General features: G+C 58.0%; 19 protein-coding genes and 2 pseudogenes. 3 read left to right on the top strand and 18 right to left on the bottom strand.

Translation table 11 applies throughout. The annotated features are described in order from the left end of the window. Positions 1-1,139, top strand: a pseudogene (gene mnmC1, locus HA41_RS12335) (FAD-dependent 5-carboxymethylaminomethyl-2-thiouridine(34) oxidoreductase MnmC1); the annotation flags it as partial. A 34-nt stretch (positions 1,140-1,173) separates the two neighbouring features. Here mnmC1 and HA41_RS12330 read toward each other — a convergent pair. Genes HA41_RS12330 through prmB form a run of 6 tightly spaced genes read right to left on the bottom strand, consistent with a single transcriptional unit; the run spans position 1,174 to position 5,757 of the window. Next, the gene (locus HA41_RS12330) at positions 1,174-1,458 is read right to left on the bottom strand and encodes a YfcL family protein (protein WP_010257960.1); all 285 of its coding nucleotides are present in this window, start codon (positions 1,456-1,458) and stop codon (positions 1,174-1,176) included. A gap of 32 nt (positions 1,459-1,490) precedes the next feature. Then, positions 1,491-2,036, bottom strand: a complete 546-nt coding sequence (locus tag HA41_RS12325) for an elongation factor P hydroxylase (RefSeq protein WP_094121038.1) — start codon at positions 2,034-2,036, stop codon at positions 1,491-1,493. 16 nt (positions 2,037-2,052) lie between these two features. After that, positions 2,053-2,856, bottom strand: coding sequence for a sulfite exporter TauE/SafE family protein (locus HA41_RS12320; protein WP_094121037.1), 804 nt, complete (start codon positions 2,854-2,856; stop codon positions 2,053-2,055). An 8-nt stretch (positions 2,857-2,864) separates the two neighbouring features. After that, positions 2,865-3,689 (bottom strand): penicillin-insensitive murein endopeptidase, encoded by an 825-nt coding sequence (mepA, locus tag HA41_RS12315; protein WP_094121036.1) that lies wholly within the window; start codon positions 3,687-3,689, stop codon positions 2,865-2,867. 4 nt (positions 3,690-3,693) lie between these two features. After that, on the bottom strand, positions 3,694-4,779 hold the full coding sequence (gene aroC / locus HA41_RS12310; protein WP_094121035.1) for a chorismate synthase: 1,086 nt from the start codon (positions 4,777-4,779) through the stop codon (positions 3,694-3,696). Between the two features lie 45 nt (positions 4,780-4,824). After that, positions 4,825-5,757 (bottom strand): 50S ribosomal protein L3 N(5)-glutamine methyltransferase, encoded by a 933-nt coding sequence (prmB, locus tag HA41_RS12305; RefSeq protein WP_094121034.1) that lies wholly within the window; start codon positions 5,755-5,757, stop codon positions 4,825-4,827. Positions 5,758-5,917: 160 nt separating this feature from the next. Here prmB and smrB point away from each other — a divergent pair, with 160 nt between their 5' ends. Beyond that, the gene (gene smrB / locus HA41_RS12300) at positions 5,918-6,466 is read left to right on the top strand and encodes an endonuclease SmrB (RefSeq protein ID WP_094121033.1); all 549 of its coding nucleotides are present in this window, start codon (positions 5,918-5,920) and stop codon (positions 6,464-6,466) included. A gap of 31 nt (positions 6,467-6,497) precedes the next feature. Here smrB and sixA read toward each other — a convergent pair whose 3' ends face one another. The 4 genes and pseudogenes from sixA to HA41_RS12280 all read right to left on the bottom strand — a co-directional run bounded on the left by sixA (position 6,498) and on the right by HA41_RS12280 (position 11,068). Beyond that, entirely contained in the window at positions 6,498-6,965 is a 468-nt protein-coding gene (sixA, locus tag HA41_RS12295) for a phosphohistidine phosphatase SixA (protein ID WP_094121032.1), read from the bottom strand. 238 nt (positions 6,966-7,203) lie between these two features. Further along, positions 7,204-9,299: pseudogene (gene fadJ / locus HA41_RS12290) on the bottom strand (fatty acid oxidation complex subunit alpha FadJ). Next, positions 9,299-10,609 (bottom strand): acetyl-CoA C-acyltransferase FadI, encoded by a 1,311-nt coding sequence (gene fadI / locus HA41_RS12285; RefSeq protein WP_094121031.1) that lies wholly within the window; start codon positions 10,607-10,609, stop codon positions 9,299-9,301. The pseudogene fadJ and the gene fadI overlap by 1 nt, the downstream one beginning before the upstream one ends. A 162-nt stretch (positions 10,610-10,771) precedes the next feature. Then, the gene (locus HA41_RS12280) at positions 10,772-11,068 is read right to left on the bottom strand and encodes a YfcZ/YiiS family protein (protein ID WP_094121030.1); all 297 of its coding nucleotides are present in this window, start codon (positions 11,066-11,068) and stop codon (positions 10,772-10,774) included. A gap of 358 nt (positions 11,069-11,426) precedes the next feature. Between HA41_RS12280 and fadL the strand changes: the two genes are divergently transcribed. Continuing rightward, a complete protein-coding gene (gene fadL / locus HA41_RS12275; RefSeq protein WP_094121029.1) occupies positions 11,427-12,710 on the top strand; it encodes a long-chain fatty acid transporter FadL in 1,284 nt (427 codons plus the stop codon). A 73-nt stretch (positions 12,711-12,783) separates the two neighbouring features. On the opposite strand, the gene mlaA is transcribed toward fadL, so the two are convergent. From mlaA to HA41_RS12235, 8 genes are all read right to left on the bottom strand, one after another. After that, the gene (gene mlaA, locus HA41_RS12270) at positions 12,784-13,548 is read right to left on the bottom strand and encodes a phospholipid-binding lipoprotein MlaA (protein WP_094121028.1); all 765 of its coding nucleotides are present in this window, start codon (positions 13,546-13,548) and stop codon (positions 12,784-12,786) included. 145 nt (positions 13,549-13,693) lie between these two features. After that, positions 13,694-14,905: a c-type cytochrome biogenesis protein CcmI gene (gene ccmI, locus HA41_RS12265; protein ID WP_094121027.1), complete on the bottom strand. Its 1,212-nt coding sequence runs from the start codon at positions 14,903-14,905 to the stop codon at positions 13,694-13,696. Continuing rightward, on the bottom strand, positions 14,905-15,360 hold the full coding sequence (locus HA41_RS12260) for a cytochrome c-type biogenesis protein (RefSeq protein ID WP_094121026.1): 456 nt from the start codon (positions 15,358-15,360) through the stop codon (positions 14,905-14,907). Before HA41_RS12260 ends, ccmI begins: the two co-directional genes overlap by 1 nt. Continuing rightward, positions 15,357-15,914 (bottom strand): DsbE family thiol:disulfide interchange protein, encoded by a 558-nt coding sequence (locus HA41_RS12255; protein ID WP_094121025.1) that lies wholly within the window; start codon positions 15,912-15,914, stop codon positions 15,357-15,359. Before HA41_RS12255 ends, HA41_RS12260 begins: the two co-directional genes overlap by 4 nt. Continuing rightward, positions 15,911-17,869, bottom strand: coding sequence for a heme lyase CcmF/NrfE family subunit (locus HA41_RS12250; protein WP_094121024.1), 1,959 nt, complete (start codon positions 17,867-17,869; stop codon positions 15,911-15,913). Before HA41_RS12250 ends, HA41_RS12255 begins: the two co-directional genes overlap by 4 nt. Continuing rightward, complete coding sequence (ccmE, locus tag HA41_RS12245) at positions 17,866-18,351, bottom strand: cytochrome c maturation protein CcmE (RefSeq protein ID WP_094121023.1); 486 nt, start codon at positions 18,349-18,351, stop codon at positions 17,866-17,868. The genes HA41_RS12250 and ccmE overlap by 4 nt, the downstream gene beginning before the upstream one ends. After that, positions 18,348-18,581 carry a heme exporter protein CcmD gene (gene ccmD / locus HA41_RS12240; RefSeq protein ID WP_094121022.1) on the bottom strand — a complete coding sequence of 78 codons (234 nt, stop codon included), beginning with the start codon at positions 18,579-18,581 and terminating at the stop codon, positions 18,348-18,350. Before ccmD ends, ccmE begins: the two co-directional genes overlap by 4 nt. Then, the gene (locus HA41_RS12235; protein ID WP_094121021.1) at positions 18,578-19,318 is read right to left on the bottom strand and encodes a heme ABC transporter permease; all 741 of its coding nucleotides are present in this window, start codon (positions 19,316-19,318) and stop codon (positions 18,578-18,580) included. The genes ccmD and HA41_RS12235 overlap by 4 nt, the downstream gene beginning before the upstream one ends. Positions 19,319-19,356: the final 38 nt, after the last annotated feature.

Genomic DNA, 19,356 nt, shown 5'->3' with positions numbered 1-19,356 from the left:
GACGCTCTATTGCGCTGATGACGCGCCGGCGCTGGGCGCATCCGGCAACCGTCAGGGCGCGCTCTATCCGTTGCTTAATCAGCACGACCCGGCCATCGCCACCTTCTTTCCGGCGGCGTTCAGCTTTGCCCGTCGCCTCTATGATCGGCTGTCGCTGCCGTATGAGCATCGCTGGAGCGGCGTGTTGCAACTCGGCTGGGACGAAAAAAAGTCGCAAAAAAACTGAACAGATGCTGGCGATGGGATTACCTGACGATATTGCTTATGGGGTTGATACTGCACAGGCGGAAGCGCTGGCGGGCGTGACGCTCGGCTGTGGCGGGATTTTCTATCCGCAGGGCGGCTGGCTGTCACCGGCCGAACTGACCGCGGCAATGCTGGCGCACGGCGAAACCCAGGGATTGCGGATTCACTGGCTGCATCGGGTGACCGGGCTGGCGCAAGACGGTGAACAGTGGACGCTGTCGTTCAGCGACCGCCCGGCGGTGCGCCATCCGACGGTGGTGCTGGCGAATGGTCATGCCATCAGTGAATTTACCCAGAGCGCGCCGCTGCCGATCTATCCGGTGGCGGGCCAGGTGAGTCACGTTCCCTCGACGCCTGAACTGGCTGCACTGCAGGCCGTACTCTGCTATGAAGGTTATCTGACGCCGGTCAGCCCGCAGTTCGGCACCCACTGCATCGGTGCCAGCTATCATCGTGGCGATACTGATACCGCTTATCGGGAGGACGATCAGCAGCAGAACCGCAGTCGTCTGCAACAGTGCCTGCCCGATAACCGCTGGACCGACACGGTAGACATCAGCGCAGGCGAAGCACGTAACGGCGTGCGCTGCGCCACCCGCGACCATCTGCCGATGGTCGGCAGCGTGCCGGATTATGCCGCCACGCTGGCAGGCTACGCCGATTTACCGGCACAGCAGTTGGCAGGCAGCACGATTGCGGATGCGCCTGGCTTTAACGGGCTCTATCTGTTTGGCGCGCTCGGTTCACGCGGCTTATGCAGCGCACCGCTGGCGGCTGAGGTGCTGGCAGCTCAGCTGGCGGGCGAGCCGCAGCCTCTGGATGCCAGTACGCTGGCAGCACTCAATCCGAATCGTTACTGGGTGAGGAAATTACTAAAGGGGAAACCGGTCTGACAGGGCGTTGCGGGCGGCGAACCGCCCGGCACCGTTATGCGGAGAGCTGACGTGCCTGGACAAACAGGTTGTCCCACATACCGACCACTAATGCCTGATCGCGCGGCGACAGTTCACCGGCGGCAATCGCATTTTGCAAACTGCGGGTAACCTGAATCTGTAACGCTTCCGGCGTATGCTCGCCCAGTTGTTCGACTTCAGCCACCGCCAGCGTGAGGTGTCCACGCAGATAACCGCTGGCAAACAGCTCATCGTCACTGGCATGCTCAACCATATCGTCAATCAGGGCCAGAATACGCGCTTCAAATTCTGCGATCATCTCAATTCCTCTTTTGATAATGCCTTGCTGCATCACAGATCGTCCGGCCAGGGAAACTGTGATGCGCTTAATGAAGGCCTGCCATAAAATTCCGCCAGGGCGGCAATAAAACGCGCGGGACGAGCGGGAATACCCGACGTCAGATAGCTCATGACCTGAGCATGCACTTTACGCTGGAACGCAATGCGATCCGGCTCACAATCTCCGTTGAGATTGTCACAACTGACGTTGAAGGGAAAGCCTGCGGCGACACAAAACATCCATTCAAGCGCCTGTGGCTTCACTTCCACCGTTTCAAACTGGCTCTGGGTCAGCGCATCGCGGCCATCCGGGCAGTACCAGTAGCCAAAATCGACCTGTTTGCGGCGTGCTTCACCGGCGATACACCAGTGAGAAATTTCATGCAGCGCGCTGGCATAAAAACCGTGGGCAAATACCACCCGGTTCCACGGCGACTCTGCATCCGCTGGAAGATAAATCGGTTCGTCGTCGCCTTTAATTAGACGGGTCTGAAATTCATCGCTAAAGCAGCGATCAAACAGCGTAATCAGCTGAGTGTAATCGTGTGTTGTGCTCATTGTTATCATGTCTGTGTTAAAGGTGCAGCGTGGCTAACCACGCCAGAACGGCGCTGCCGTGGCTATCCCACAGCAATTTAATGCTCATGACGGCGGAGACGATCACCACCATCGGACGAATCAACCGCTGCCCGCGGGTCAGCACCAGGCGTGCGCCCAGCCGCGCCCCGCAAAACGCGCCCAGCATCATGATCAGCCCGGTTCCCCACACCACTTTGCCGCCGAACATAAAGAACAGCAGGCTACCGAAGTTGGAGGTGAAGTTAAGAATCTTGGCGTGCGCGGTCGCTTTAGCGAGGTTGTAGCCGCACAGGGTGACAAACGCCAGCGCATAAAAAGAGCCGGCGCCCGGTCCGAAAAAACCATCGTAGAAGCCGATACAGCCGCCGCCCACCAGCGCGTAGGCGATGCCGTGGAGTCGACGGGCGCGATCCTCTTCGCCAATACGCGGCATCAGCAGAAACCACAAACCGATCGCAATCAGAAACAGCGGCAACATCTGGCGCAGAAAGTCAGCCTGCAGACGCTGAATCAGCACCGCGCCCAGCACCGAACCGAGAAACGTCATGCCGATATTCAGCCACTGCTCATTCAGCTTCACCGCACCGCGCCGGATAAAGTAGAGGCTGGCGGAAAACGAACCGCCTACCGACTGCAGCTTGTTGGTCGCCAGCGCCTGCGCCGGTGACAGCCCGGCTGCCAGCAGCGACGGCACGGTCAGCAAGCCACCACCACCCGCGATGGAGTCAATAAAACCGGCCAGCATCGCGATAAAGAACAGCAGCCCAACCAGCAACGGGCTGATCACGAACCAATCCATGTGATCCCTTACAGTAAATGTTTATCCAGCAGGGCCTGACAGGCAGGCGGTAACGGCGGTGGCTCACGTTTCACTGGCGTACCGGTGCCGGGTTTTTTCGGCAGAAACCAGCTCTGTAACTCTGCGCCACAGCCATCACCTTGTGGTGGCGCGGGCTGATCTTCACAGCCGATACTGCCAGTCGGACAGCGTAAACGCACATGCATATGGGCGCGGTGGGCAAACCACGGACGCACTTTACGCAGCCAGTCGCGATCCGCACCGGCATCGGCACAGAGCTGTTTTTTAATCGCCGGATTGACGAAGATACGCGTGACTTCATCGTCTTTCGCCGCCAGCTTAATCAGGCTATCGATCTCCGGCTGCCAGTGACGGGCAATAACGTTTTTATCGCCGGGTCCGACCAGATCGAGCGGCTGCGGCTTCAATAGCTGCTGCGCGCTCCAGCGGGTTTTCGGCAGCTGCAGCCAGATATCCACATCAAGGCCGGTCTGGTGACTGGCGTGACCGCTGCTGAAGCGTCCGCCCGCGGCCATGCCCATGTCGCCAATCAGCAGATTGCCCAGCTGCAGGTTATGCACCTGGGTGCTGAGCCGCTGAATGAACTGGATCAGGTCGGGATGGCCAAAGTAGCGCCGCTGATCCTGACGCATCACCTGATAGTGTGGCGAGTTCAGTGGCAGCGCCTGAGCCCCTACAAGACAGCCGTTGGCAAAGCCGCCGATCGACTGCGGCGCGCCGCTGATCGGCTGCTGGATTTGTTGCCACGGCGTCGCCGCCAGGCTGGAAGCGCTGAACAGCAGTGCGCTGAGCGTGAGCAGAAGCCTTTTCATCGAATCACCAGCGCGGTACGGTGCTGTTAACGTCACCGTTCTGCGCGCGCTGACGCAACAGGTGATCCATCAGGACGATCGCCATCATCGCTTCGGCGATCGGCACGGCGCGGATCCCGACACAGGGATCGTGACGCCCTTTGGTGATCATCTCCACCTCTTCGCCGTCGCGGGTGATGGTTTTGCCCGGTACCGTGATGCTGGAGGTCGGTTTCATCGCAATATTGGCGCTGATGGTCTGGCCGCTGCTGATACCGCCGAGAATGCCGCCCGCGTGGTTACTCTGGAAACCGGTGCGGCGAATTTCATCACGATGCTGGCTGCCGCGCTGATTGACCACCGCAAAGCCGTCGCCAATTTCGACCCCTTTCACCGCATTGATGCTCATCAGCGCATGGGCCAGATCCGCATCCAGCCGGTCAAACACCGGCTCGCCCAGGCCTGGCGGCACGTTATCTGCCATCACCGTGACTTTAGCGCCAATCGAGTCGCCCTCTTTTTTCAGTCCGCGCATCAGTTCGTCCAGCGCGTCCAGCTTGTCAGCATCCGGGCAGAAGAACGGGTTCTCTTCCACGATGCTCCAGTCTTTCAGCTCGCAGGCGATATCCCCGATCTGCGCCAGATAGCCGCGCACCACCACGCCATGCTTCATCTGCAGGTACTTTTTGGCAATCGCACCGGCTGCCACGCGCATCGCGGTTTCACGCGCCGATGAACGGCCACCACCCCGGTAGTCACGCTGACCATATTTTTGCTCATAGGTGTAATCGGCATGGCCTGGACGGAACAGATCTTTAATCGCGCCGTAATCCTGGGAACGCTGATCGGTATTCTCAATCAGCAGGCCAATGGAGGTTCCGGTGGTGACACCGTCAAACACACCGGACAAAATTTTCACCTGATCCGGCTCGCGGCGCTGCGTGGTATAGCGCGAGGTGCCCGGACGACGACGATCGAGATCGTGCTGAATATCCGCTTCCGTCAGCGGAATGCCCGGCGGCACGCCATCAACGATGCAGCCCAGCGCAAGACCGTGAGACTCGCCAAAGGTGGTTACTCGAAAAAATTGTCCGATGCTGTTTCCGGCCATTGTGGTTCCTTGTTACGGTTTGGCGGGCGAGGCTTCGCCCCACGTTTAGTCTTTGTAAAAAGAGAAATGATGTTGTGCGTCGACAATCTGCTGACGCGTCAGCATAAATACGCCGTCGCCGCCGTTGTCGAACTCCAGCCAGGTAAACGGCACATCGGGATACTGTTCCATCATGTGTACCATGCTGTTACCAACTTCGCAGATCAGCACGCCCTGCTCACTGAGATACTGCGGCGCGCAGGCCAGAATGCGGCGCACCAGCTTCAGGCCATCGCTGCCGGCCGCCAGCCCCAGTTCCGGCTCGTGGTGATATTCGCCTGGCAGATCGTCCATATCTTCCGCATCGACATAAGGCGGATTGGTAACGATCAGATCATATTTCAGCGGCGGCAGCTCACGGAACAGATCGGCGCGAATTGGCGTCACCTGCTGCATCAGCCCATGCTCTTCAATATTTTGCTCAGCCACGGCCAGCGCATCGGTGGAGATATCGACCGCGTCAACTTCCGCCTCCGGGAAGGCATAGGCGCAGGCGATGGCGATACAGCCGCTGCCGGTACACATATCCAGAATGTGGTGTGGTTTCTCGCTGATCAGACCGGCGAAACGGTTCTCGATCAGTTCGCCAATCGGTGAACGTGGCACCAGTACCCGCTCATCGACATAAAATTCGTGGCCGCAGAACCAGGCTTTGTGGGTCAGATAGGCGACCGGAATGCGCTCATTGACGCGGCGAATGACCCGCTCGACGATCAGATGACGCTCGCTGGCGGTCAGGCGCGCATTGCGCATCTCTTCCGGAATATCCAGCGGCAGCCAGAGGGATGGCAGGACCAGTTGAACGGCTTCGTCCCAGGGATTATCTGTGCCGTGCCCGTACCAGATTCCGGCAGCGGAAAAGCGGCTGACCGCCCAGCGCAGCATGTCCTGAATGGTGTGCAGTTCATTCACTGCCTCATCGACGAAAATTTTGTCCACGTAGCCCTCCGCAGGCCATTTGCTAAATCGGCCGATAGTGTGCCATGAAGCCGGGGAGAATTCAGCGCAGCAAGGTGAAAAAGCTGACATTTAATGACGCTTAACGGTAAGGTATCGCCATCTGCTGTCTGACAGCCTTTTCTGATATGACCGGCCCGCCATGAGTAAAAAAACGCCCTTGAGCCAGGATGATAAAGCGCTGTTTCGTCAGCTAATGACCGGAACGCGCCAGTTAAAACAGGATACCTTTGTGCACAAACCTCGGGTGAAAACCCGTGAAGTGCCGGTAAAGCGTCTGCTCTCGGAGCAGGCGGATAACAGTCATTATTTTTCGGATGAGTTTCAGCCGTTGCTCTCAACCGAAGGCGCAACGCGTTATGTGCGCGCGGATGTCAGCCATTTTGAACTGAAGAAACTGCGGCGCGGCGACTATACGCCAGAGATATTCCTCGACCTGCACGGCTTAACCCAGCAGCAGGCCAAGCAGGAACTGGGTGCGCTGATCGCGGCCTGTCGACGTGAGCATCTGTTTTGTGCCAGCGTGATGACCGGCCACGGGAAACATATTCTGAAGCAGCAAACGCCACTGTGGCTGGCGCAGCATCCGTGGGTGATGGCTTTTCATCAGGCACCCAAAATGTTTGGCGGAGACGCCGCACTACTGGTGCTGATTGAGATTGAGGAGTGGCAACCGCCTGAATTGCCCTGAGAGGAAGGGCCGACGTTTCGGCCCACAGACGTTAAATCGCTTTTGCCAGTTTGCGCGGACTGACCTGCCACAGCAGTTTGCCTTCACTCTGAGCCGGATCAAACTCCACGCAGGCGATGGCCGACGTGGCGAACATCGGCGGCGCTTCCTGCGGGCAGAGTTCTGACACTAAATACCCGACCAGGGGTAAATGTGAAATCACCAGCGCTGATTTCACGCCTTCGTTTGCCAGGGTTTGCAGATAGCACCCCACCAGCCCCGGATCACCGCCCGGCGTTAATTCAGGTAACACTTCCTGGCCTTCCGGCAGAGGGAATGCTTCACGTACCGTTGCGAGCGTTTGTTGCGCACGCAGATAGGGACTGACCAGCACACATTCTATGTCTGGCGTCTGACTGTTAAGCCAGTTAGCCATCTGGCGTGATTCATCACAGCCGCATAAGGTTAAAGGCCTGACCGAATCACTTGCTGCTTCCAGAGCTGCATCGCCGTGACGCATGATAAAACTTGCATAAAGCACCGCTGTTGTTTGTCGACATCGCCCGACGCATCGCGCCTGACTCTTCACTCTGCGAGTGAACGCTGTGTTGTACCCTAATGGCTTCAGTATAGTCAACCGGTTGTTTATTAAATAAGCACTTCTCAGATTCCTGCTGCGGCGCACATTCTGGCGACGCTTTTCTAACCCGCTGAATCGGAGTGGGTATTCCGTTTCCGTCAGAAATGTAAAATTTCGTCTATTCTGCGGCGGCCTTAATTAACGCCTCACACGGGGCAAAACGATCCCCATGCTGCTGCATTAACCGGGTTAATCTGTTGACCTGCTCCACCGCGCCCAGTTGTTCCATATAATGGAAGGGGCCGCCGAGAAAGGGTGGAAAGCCGATGCCAAATACCGCGCCGATATCACCATCCCGCGCGCAGCGAATCACCTGTTCATCCAGGCAGCGCGCCGCTTCGTTCAGCATCATCATCACGCAGCGTTCGGCTATCTGCGCCTCGCTCTGTCGCGCCTGCGGAGTAATGTTCAGCAGGGCGTATAGCGACGCATCCGGTTTTTTGCGCTGCCAGCGTGGCTGATCGTAACGATAGAAGCCCTTGCGGTTTTTACGTCCCTTGCGCCCATCCTTCAGTACCGCTTCAAACGCCGCGGGCGCGGCAAAACGCTCGCCGAAGGCCTGCTGCAGAATCGGGGAAATTTTGCTGCCGACATCAATACCCACCTCATCCAGCAACTGCAGCGGGCCAACCGGAAAACCAAATTTCACCAGCGCACGATCGATATGTTCAATCGGTTCGCCTTCCAGCAGGCAACGCATCGCCTCATTTATATAGGGCGCCAGAATCCGGTTAACATAAAAACCGGGCTGATCTGCCACCACAATCGGCGTTTTGCCCTGGCTGCGCGCCAGCGCCACGATAGTGACCAGCGTTTCGCCAGAGGTATTCAGATGGGGAATCACCTCCACCAGCGGCATCTTGTCCACCGGACTGAAATAGTGCAGTCCGATGACATTTTCCGGCCGCTGCGCGCCGGCGGCGATCTCTTCAATCGGCAATGAAGAGGTATTAGAGGCAAAAATGGTCTGCGGCTGACAGTGCGATTCAATTTCACGCACCATCTGCTGCTTGAGTGTCAGATCTTCAAATACCGCTTCAATCACCACATCACGGCGGGCAAAGCCCTGGTAATCAATGCCGCCGGTAATGCGGGCCATCTGCTGCTGACGCTGAGCCGGCGTGATCTGACGGCGTTTCACCTTTTTGCTCAGCAGGTCCCAGCTGGTTTTCAGCGCATGGTTGACACCCTCCAGGCTGATATCTTTTATGCGTACCGGCAATCCGGCGTTGATCGCGCTGACGCTGGCGATACCGCCGCCCATCAGACCGCCACCGAGAATGCCGATGCTGCGCACCGGACGCGGCGTGGCGTCACCGCCCGGCTCTTTTTTCATCGCGGTGGTCGCGAAGAACAGACCGCGTAACGCAACCGATTCTGACGTCATTGCCAGTTCACCAAAGGCACGCGCTTCAGCCTCATGCCCGGCCCGGCTGCCCTGCTCCAGACCGATTCGCACCACCTCAATGATACGTTTTGCCGCCGGGTAATTACCCTGGGTTTTCGCGGCGGTCTGACGGGTTGCCAGCGCAAACAGCGCCTGACGCGCCACCGGTCCATGCAGCAGCCGATCGCGCAGCGGCAGCAAGCGGCCGCTGGTTTTGCCCTTTTTCACCCTGGCAATCGCGGTTTCCAGCAAAATCGCCTGCGGTACCGCATCATCAACAATGCCAAGTTTACGCGCCTGCTTCGCCCGCAGGCTTTTGCCGGTCAGGATCAACGGCAACGCCTGCTGCACGCCGATCAACCGGGGCAATCGCTGCGTACCCCCTGAGCCCGGCAATAAGCCGAGCTGAACTTCCGGCAGGCCGAGGCGGGTTTATCATCCAGAGTACAGATGCGCGCATCGCAGGCCAGCGCCAGCTCAAGTCCGCCGCCGAGGCAGGCACCGTGAATCGCCGCGACCACCGGGAAAGGCAAGGCGGCAAGCGCCACCATCACTTCCTGGCCCTGCTTCGCCAGTGCTTCAGCCTCTGCGGCACTCTGGCAGCGATCGATCATGCTGATATCTGCACCCGCAATAAAGTTGTCCGCTTTGCCCGAAATCAGCACCAGTCCCGCCAGTTGCGGATCGCGCCGCGCCTCGGCAATGATGGCAGTGATCTGTCCGGCAAATTCCGCTTTAAGGGTGTTCATCTTCTCGCCCGGCACGTCGATAGTGATGACGCCAACGTGATCCAGCCGCATCTGTAAATGAAAAGCACTCTGTTCCATTATTCGGCCTCCAGAACCATTGCCGCACCCAGACCACCCGCCGCACAGGCAGTGACCAGCCCTAACCCGCCGCCGCGCCGCCGCAGTTCGTTCAGCGTCTGGGTGATCATCCGCGCACCGGTAGCGGCAAAAGGATGACCGTAGGCGATCGATCCGCCCAGTACGTTAAAGCGCTCTTCATTCACCTCGCCCAGCGCATGTGGCCGATTCAGCACCTCGCGGGCGAAGCGCTCATCACGGAACAGCTGCAGATTACTCAGGGTCTGTGCGGCGAAGGCTTCATGCATATCAATCAGGGTCAGATCGGCCAGAGTAACGCCGGCACGATCCAGTGCCAGCGGCGAGGCGTACGCCGGACCCAGCAACATATCCTGCTGTACGCCGATGGCGGTAAAGGCATAGCTGCGCAGATAGCCCAGCGGCTGCAAGCCCAGCTCACGCGCACGCCCTTCGCGCATCAGGATGACCGCGGCTGCGCCATCGGTCAGCGGTGTACTGTTGGCCGCGGTGACGCTGCCGTGCTGGCGATCGAATGCCGGACGCAGCCGGGCGTAGTCTTCCGCCTTCGCATCCATACGTACGTTGTTATCCTGATCGATCGGTTTTTTCCACGGTGGCACCAGCGCTGCCATCACTTCCTGTTGCAGCACGCCCGATTGCCAGGCTTTAGCGGCATGCTGATGAGATCGCAGCGCCAGCGCATCCTGTGCTTCGCGGCTGATACCGTGGCTTTTAGCCATCTGCTCAGCAGTATCGCCCATTCGTAGTCCGGTTGAATACTCGGCCACCGCAGGCGGTACCGGCAGCAGATCGCGCGGACGCAGGCGACGCAGAATCTGCAGCTTTTGCTGCAGGCTGCGGGCTTTATTGAGATCAACCAGCGCCCGCGCCAGACTTTTGCTGACGCCAATCGGCAGCACTGAGGACGAATCCGCTCCCCCGGCGATGCCGGCAGAGATGGTTCCCGCCATCAGGCTTTCACAAACGTTAGCCACGGCCTGAAAACTGGTGGCGCAGGCGCGACTGACGCTGTAGGCGTCGGTATGTACGCTCAGGCCGCTACTCAGTACGATTTCGCGGGCAATGTTTGGCGCTTCCGGCATCTGCACCACCTGGCCAAACACCAGTTGATCAATCACTTCAACCGGCAGTTCACTGCGCGCCATTAATTCGCTGACCACCATCCGGCCCAGTTCCACCGCCGGAATGCCGTGGAAGCCGGTCGCCTGGCGCAAAAAAGGGGTACGTAACCCATGGGTAATCGCGATGCGTTCGCCATCGCGCGTCAGCAGCGGCTGCGCTTTGCTCATTGTTCTCACCTGTGAATCGGGACCGTGGCGTCATTGCCCAAAGAGGTCTGACCTGATCCCAGTGTTAACCACAAGCGGGTGAGTCGCCAATATCGAAAGGAAAAAATTGCGAAGGGAAACACGAAAATGAAAAACGCCGCGCTGAACGCGGCGTCAGGCGGGTTAGCGTAAACCGAGCTGGAAGATCATGGTTTCTGCCTGGCAGCTGAAGGTAAAATCGATATCAAGCTGGACGCCCGGGTCCGCCTCACTGAAGCGCGCCTCAATCAGGCAGGGATCAGATTCAACCTGGCGAGCACGCTCGGTCAGGCTGGCCAGTTTTGCTTCAGCATCCGCGCGCTGTGCAAACCACTCTGACCAGCTGGCGGTGCAATCGGTATTATCCATTACCGTGCCTACATCAACACAACAGCAGGCTGCGGTTTCCGTCGCACTGCATTTTTTAATGGCATCAGTCATTATTTTCTCCTGACGATAGGTCTGGTGGGATAAGCAATCTACTGCGCCAGATTTTACCTCTTCGGCTAAAGATGCGCCACGAAGCGGTCGCTAAGTGACGAATATCACAATAAAATTTGATCCAAAACAAACTGGACTGGTTATGCTGTGAGGCGCTGGCTCAGTTTTGTTACGCAGATCGAATTTTAAGCGATCAATCCTGAAATATTTTAAAAACAATATTGCAACATGTACACAGGTCGGACCTATACTCTCCGCACTGGTCTGATATGTGCGATTTACATCAGTCCCTACAATCCGCCGTCCCTTGTTACGCGACGTAATAACGTTAAATAATAATTCACATGAGGTTGTGGTCATGAACCATAAAAACCTGTTTGCAAAGTCAGCCGTGGCGGCTGCAGTGGCACTTGTCTCTTCACACGTTTACGCAGCTGGGTTTCAGTTAAATGAATTTTCTTCGATTGGTTTAGGTCGCGCATATTCAGGCGAAGGTGCAATGGGCGATACCGCCGCATCCGCCAGCCGTAACCCGGCAACGATGGCATTAATGGATCGTCCGGCATTCTCTATTGGCGCGGTCTATATCGACCCGGATGTCAATATCAGTGGTCGCAGTCAGAGCGGTCGTAGCCTTGATGCCAATAATATCGCCCCGAACCAGTGGGTGCCGAATATTCATTATGTTCAGCCGATTAACGATCAATGGTGGATCGGTGCCTCTGCCACGTCCAATTATGGCTTAGCGACAGAGTTTAATAATGGTTACACCGCCGGTGGCTATGGCGGTAAAACTGACCTGATGACCGGGAACTTTAATCTCAGCACCGCCTACCGGCTGAATGAACATTTTAGTGTCGGGGTGGGATTTGATGCCGTCTATGCCAAAGCCAAAATCGAGCGTTATGCCGGTGAATCAGGCGCGGCATTACGCATTCCGGCTGATACCCAGGTCGCCCATCTGAAAGGCGATGAGTGGGGCTACGGCTGGAACGCCGGTATCCTGTATGAAGTGGATGAAAATAACCGTTTCGGCTTTACCTACCGCTCAGAAGTGAAAGTTGATTTCGATGGCGATTACAAAAGTAATCTTCCTTCCGCACTGAACGCGGTCAATAATCCGCAGCAGTCGGGCATCCCTTACGGCACTAACGGCTCGACCATTCCTGGCGCACTGACCCTTAACCTGCCGGAAATGTGGGAAGTGTCAGGCTGGCACAAAGTGGCTCCGCAGTGGGCGGTACACTACAGCATGGCCTATACCAGCTGGAGTCAGTTCCAGGAGCTGAAAGCGACCGGTTCTAACGGTCAGACCCTGTTCTATAAAGATGAGAGTTACCGCGATGCCTGGCGTATTGCATTAGGGACGACCTACTTCTATGACAAGAACTGGACGTTCCGTACCGGTATCGCCTTTGATGACAGCCCGGTTCCGGCCGATAAGCGCTCAATCTCGATCCCGGATCAGGATCGCCTGTGGCTCAGCGCCGGTACCTCCTATGCTTTCGACGATCACGCCTCAGTCGATGTCGGTATCTCTTATATGCATGGTCAGAACGTAACGGTCAAAGAAGGCCCTTATACCTTTAATTCTGAAGGTAAGGCCTGGCTGTATGGCGCGAACTTTAACTATAAGTTCTGATGCGCAAAAGCAAACTAAAAGGGCGACTCCGGTGAGTCGCCCTTTTTACTGGCAGAAGCCGATGCTGGCGGGGTTACTGCGCGTCAATATCCTGCAGATCGTCCTGAATCGCTGCTGCGTTCGGGTTCTCTTCCGGCTTGAGCTTACCGCCGCGCGCCAGGAAATCGTGACGCTGGAAGTAGGCGTTGCGGATAAAGGCGTAAGGATCGCTTTGCTGTTTCAGAATCGCATCCGAGTCAAGCAATTGCGCCCGCGTCTCAATGCCTTCCAGCGTCCATTTACCAATCGACATCGGCCAGGTCAGCCAGCCCAGAATCGGATAGAGGGTATCGACATAATCGCCGCCATCCTGGCGAACGGTAAAGCTGCCGTAAGCCGGCAGTTCTACATAGGGACCATAACCGACGCCATAGTGTCCCAGCGTGGTGCCGAAACGGTGCGGCTCTTCACGCGCCAGCTCCGGATTGGCTTTACCGGCCACGTCAATGAATCCGCCCAGACCCAGCACGCTGTTCAGGAAGAAGCGGGTGAAGTGAACACCCGCATCACGTCCGTTGCCCATCAGAATGGCGTTGACCATGCTGGCGGGCTCTTCGAGGTTGCCGAGGAAATTACTTAGTCCGGTACGGGCCGGTACCGGCACATAATCGCGCCAGGCCACCGCCACCGGGCGCAGCACATAGGGGTCCAGCACGTTGTAGTTAAAGTTAAACATCGTGCGGTTGAAGCCTTCGAACGGATCGCTGCGCTGAGCGGGTTCGTTATTCGCCGGCTTCGAACTGGCACAACCTACCAGAAGGACGCTGGCGACAGCCAGGCTGGTCAGGCGATAATTCATTCCAATCTCCCTGTGCGGATGAAAAAAGGTCTGCCCGTTTTACAGGCGGCAGCCCGGTAACGAACCTGCTTACCCCATCAGCATAGCTAACTTCACGTCAGCCAGGGTAGCCACAGGGCCCGCCTGAACGTGATCGGCCACGCGCTCAGGGCTGCTGTTGATTAATTTCTACTGCCATCTGCTGATGACCATCCCAGGGCGTGACCGCGCTCAGACCGGACCAGTCACCCGACCGGGGGTTGGCGCTACCGTCGCGAGAAATTCGCGCCCGGACCTGAATCTGATGCTGTGCCGACAGCAGGCGATCCGGCATCATGGCATTACTGTCATCCAGCGTCAGCGATAATGGGAAGTGGCTGAGCGGCATTCGCTTTACGGCCACCGGCACCGGCGAGACACCATCAGACACAGAAATATACAACACTCCGCCTTGCGGTAACATTTTTTCTGCCTGCGGCGTCAGGCTGATAGTCAGCGCCAGCTGGCTGTTCTGCTGCCCGGCGGCCGTTTTAGCCTGTTCAATGCTGCGGGCAATCATGGCGCGCCGCTCATCACTGGCCGGCAACAGCGCCAGCAGCGTTTGCCAGGCGTCAATGGCCTGATCGTATTGCTGCTGCTCATAGGCATTGAACGCCAGCAGCCCCAGAGTACGCAGGTTGTGACCATCGGCCTTAAGCAATTCGTGCAGCAGCAGCGCCGCCTGGCGGTTATCCTGCGGATCGCTGGAGCGGGTCAGCACTTCGGCATAATCCTGCTTCAGTGCGGTATCATTGGGCGCTAACTGCAAGGCCCGTTCAAACGCCTGGCTGGCAACGCTGGCGTTATTCAGCACCATGCCGAGCCGGCCCAGCATGGTCCAGTCGTTGAGGTTATCCGGTTCCGCCTGCAGTGCGCTGCGCAGCCCAAGCTGCAACCGCGCCAGCTCTTCCATACTCAGCGGTTTAGCTGCCGGGTCCATTAACCGCGCCCGCAAGTCAGGATACGCTTGCTCTACCTGCTTCCAGCCGATCAGCTGCGTCAGACCGCCGACTTTCAGATACGTCCCCAGCGACACCACCAGCAGCAGAATCAGCCCCGGCACTAATATCCAGCGGCTGCTGCTGTGCGGCTGCAGCGCAGTCGCGGGCGGGATATCGGCCAGCAGCGTCTGTTGCAGTTCCCGCTCCATCACCGGTCGCTCCGCCACTACGCCCTGCTCTTCGTCCTGCGCCAGCTCACTCAGCCGCTGATGATAGAAGCGCTGATTGAGGCGGTCGCGATCGCCAGCGCTGGCCTGACGTTGCCGCCAGCCCGCTACAAGAAACAGGGCACAGGCCGCCAGTAATAACAGTAAAAGGGTGATCCAAAATGCACTCATTACGGCTTCCTGTCTGACTTGAGTAGCGCATCAAGACGCTGTTGTTCATCTTCGTCCAGCTCACTGCGGGTTTTGCGCTGGCGACTGCGCAGCACGATAACCCCGCCGCCCAGCAGCACGAACAGCGCCGGTCCGACCCACAAAATCAGCGTTGATGGCGTTACGGGCGGCTGGTAAGTGACGAAGTTGCCGTAGCGCGCCACCATATAATCGATAATTTGCTGGCGATCCTGGCCCTGCTTCATCAGCTGATAGACCTTAAGACGCATATCCGCCGCAATCATCGCGTTCGAGTCGGCGATGCTGTTGTTCTGGCATTTCGGGCAGCGCAGCGAAGCGGTCAGATCGCGGTATTGCTCCTCCTGCGCCACCGAATCGAACTGCAGGGTATCGATAGAGGCCCACAAACTGAAGCTGAACAGCAGCCCGCAGGCCAGCAGTAACAGATACCTCATGCTCCGGCCTCCTTACTGTATTTGAGCCACAACGGCTTCACTTCCTGCTGCCAGACACGTTCATTCAGATCGCCGGCATGGCGATAGCGAATGATGCCTTTGCCATCGATCAGGAAGGTTTCCGGCGCACCGTAAACCCCCAGATCCAGCCCGAGCATCCCGTTACCGTCATACAGGCTGAGGGCATAAGGATTACCCAGCGTATTCAGCCAGCTGACCGCTTTGTTGCGATCGTCTTTGTAGTTCAGACCCACCACCCGAATGCCCTGTTCAGCCAGGCTATTCAGGTAGTGATGTTCAGCGCGACAGGTCGGGCACCAGGTGGCCCAGACGTTCAGCAGTAACGGCTTGCCGTCGGTCAGCACCTGCTGATCGTAAACTTTACCCGGCTGATCCAGCGCTTCCAGTCTGAACAGCGGCACCGGCTTGCCGATCAGTGCCGACTCCAGCCGGGTCGGATCGTCGCCATCGGCATTGCGTGACAGCTGCCACAGCAGCGCCGCCGCCAGCAGCAGAAACAGCACCAGCGGAATAAACAGGATTTTCTTATTCATGCCAGCTCCTGAGGTGTCGCATTTTTGCGGGCGCGATAACGGGGATCGCACAGGCAGAACAGGCCACCCAGCGCCATTAACAGGCCGCCGAACCAGATCCAGCGCACAAAGGGTTTGTAATAGATCCGCACAGCCCAGCCACCATCATCCAGCTCTTCGCCTAACGCCGCGTAGAGATCGCGACTGAAGCCGCCGTCAATCGCCGCTTCGGTCATCATGGTGCGTGCGGCGGTGTAGAAACGTTTTTCAGCCTGCAGCATCGCTTCCGGTTTACCGTTGCGCGTCACTTCGATCAGGCCCGCGCCACCGCTGTAGTTCGGCCCCTGCAGGTTCTGCACGCCGCGAAAAACAAAGTGATAGTGGTGAATGTCCACACTGTCACCCGCCTTCATGCGCACATCGCGCTCGACGCTGTACTGGGTGCTGAACGCAATACCAATCACTGTGACGCCGACGCCAAGATGGCCCAGCACCATGCCCCAGTGGCTGCGCGAGAGATGGCGCAGTCCGGTAAAAAAAGTATGCCGATGAGTGGCGCGCTCATGCAGTTCCAGCAGCGTCAGCACAATAATCCACAGCGACATCAGCAGTCCGACCACGGTCATGGCGGCAATACGATCCTGCAACCACCAGGGGATCACGATTGAGCCCGCCAGCGTCACGAGCAGCGCCAGCGCCAGCCGTTTCGCCAGCTTTTGTGGCTGGTCACGACGCCAGCGCACCAGCGGCCCGATCCCCAGCAGCAAGGCAAACGGCGCCATCAGCCAGCTGAACATGGTGTTAAAGAACGGCTCACCCACTGAGATGCTGCCCAGTCCAAGCTGCTTATGCACCAGCGGCAACAGCGTGCCGAGCAGTACCACCAGCATGGCGGCAATCAGCAGCACATTGTTGCCGAGCAGAAAGGATTCGCGTGACCAGGTTTCATTTTGTACCCGGCTACGCACCTGTCCGCCTTTAATGGCATACAGCAGCAGCGAGCTGCCAATCACAATCACCAGGAAAGCGAGGATAAACATGCCGCGCGCCGGATCGGATGCAAAAGAGTGAACCGAAACCAGCACACCGGAACGCACCAGGAAGGTGCCGAGCAGGCTAAGCGAGAACGCAGTAATGGCCAGCAACACCGTCCAGGCTTTAAAGGTGCCGCGCTTTTCGGTGACCGCCAGCGAGTGCATTAACGCCGTGCCCGCCAGCCACGGCATAAATGAGGCATTTTCTACCGGGTCCCAAAACCACCAGCCGCCCCAGCCCAGTTCGTAATAGGCCCAGGCCGAACCGAGCACGATACCGATGGTGAGAAACACCCAGGCCGCAGTGGTCCAGGGACGCGACCAGCGCGCCCAGGCGGTATCGAGCCGTCCGGCCATTAAGGAGGCAATAGCAAACGCGAACGCCACCGAGAAACCGACATAGCCCATATAGAGCAGCGGTGGATGGAAGATCAGGCCGATATCCTGCAGCATCGGATTCAGGTCGTGACCATCAATCGGGAAGTCGGGCAAGGTACGGCTGAAGGGATTGGAGGTCAGCAGGATGAACAGCAGGAAACCGAGGTTGATCATTCCCATCACTGCCAGCACGCGGGCCAGCGCATCCTGTGGCATCCCGCGACTGAAGATCGCCACCGCCACGGTCCAGGTACTGAGCAGCAGCACCCACAGCAGCAGTGAACCTTCATGAGCGCCCCAGGTGGCAGCAATGCGGTAATAGACCGGCAGCAGGCTGTTGGAGTTGGTGGCGACGTAGCTGACGGTAAAATCATTGGCGATGAACGCCCAGACCAGCAGCAAAAATGCCGCGGCAATCAGCACAAACAGGCCAGCGGCCAGCGGGCGCGCCATTGCCATCAGGCGGGCATCCTGGCGCACGGCGCCCCACAGCGGATAGGTGCTGAGCAGCAGCGAAATACCCAGTGCCAGACAGAGCAGAAAGGTTCCGATTTCCGGCATCATGATGACTGTTTTCCTGGCTGATACAGCGACTGCGGGCCGTTGTGATTTTTCTTCATCGCGTCTTCAATCTCCGGCGGCGTATATTTTTCATCGTGCTTCGCCAGCACCTCTTTGGCGGTAATCCGGTTGCCTGTCTCCAGTACCCCTTGCGCCACCACGCCCTGCCCTTCCCTGAACAGGTCCGGCAAAATCCCTTCAAAGCTGACGCTGACCACGCCATTGGCATCATAAAGTTTGAACGAGACGGCCAGCGTTTTGGGATCGCGTTTGACGCTGCCCGGCATCACCATGCCGCCAACCCGCAGCCGTTGACCCGGCTCCGGTATCTCATGCGCCTCGCCTTTGCCGTAGAGAATCTCACTCGGGGTATAAAACAGGTCGATGTTCGAGCGCAGCGCATACATCACCAGCGCGGTGGCCAGGCTGAGGCCGACCAGAATCGCCAGCACGCCATACAGGCGATTACGTCGACGGATATTCACAGAGTTTCTCCTGCCGCGTCAGCAGCGGCTTGTTGGCTTTTCGCTGTCCGGATGCGGCGTTCCCGCGCCTCGCGCTGGCGAATCTCCGCCAGCAGACGACGTCGTGTCAGCAGGGTATGTATGATCAGACCGATCAGCGGGATCAGCGTGCAGGCGACCGCCAGCCAGACATAGAAGGCGTAACCGCCCATGGCGAAGAAGGCGTGCCATGAGGAAAATGCCGGCGTCATGCTTTCTCTCCCTTGTTCGCCACGCTGATGGCCCAGGGGCGATGGCGTTCGGTTAATAAAATCAGATTTCGTAACCGCATCAGGGTCAGCGTGATGAACAACAGCAGATAACCGAGAATCGCCCAGCGCAGCGGCGTACGCATCACCGGCGCAATTGCCTGCTGCAGTATGCCGGAGGAGCCCTGATGCAGGGTGTTCCACCACTGAACCGAATAGTGAATGATCGGCAGATTCACCACGCCCACCAGAATCAGGATACCGGCGGCACGTCCGGCAGTGCGACGATCGTCGAAAGCGTGGTAGAGCGCAATAACGCCCATATAGAGGAACAGCAGCACCAGCTCAGAGGTGAGGCGCGCGTCCCAGATCCACCAGGTGCCCCACATCGGTTTCCCCCATGCCGAGCCAGTCACCAGCGCGATAAAGGTAAACACCGCGCCCACCGGTGCCATTGCGGCAGAGACCAGGTCGGCCATTTTCAACTGCCACACCAACCCGCAGAACGCCGCGATGGCCATTGAGGCGTAGATGCCCATCGACCACATGGCGGCCGGAACGTGAATATAGATAATGCGGAAACTGTCGCCCTGCTGATAATCCGCCGGTGCGTAACCAAATCCCCAGATCCAACCCAGCAGCAGTGCCGCCAGGCCCGTCACGGCGAACCAGGGCACCAGACGGCCAGAGAGTTGATAAAGCCGGTCGGGTTTAGCCAGCTGATGTAACGCTTTCCACATAGCAAGTGCTCACATTTACGGTTAATGATTATTGGGCG

Source organism: Pantoea conspicua, assembly GCF_002095315.1.
Classification (GTDB): domain Bacteria; phylum Pseudomonadota; class Gammaproteobacteria; order Enterobacterales; family Enterobacteriaceae; genus Pantoea; species Pantoea conspicua.
This window is presented reverse-complemented; position numbering and strand designations above follow the sequence as displayed.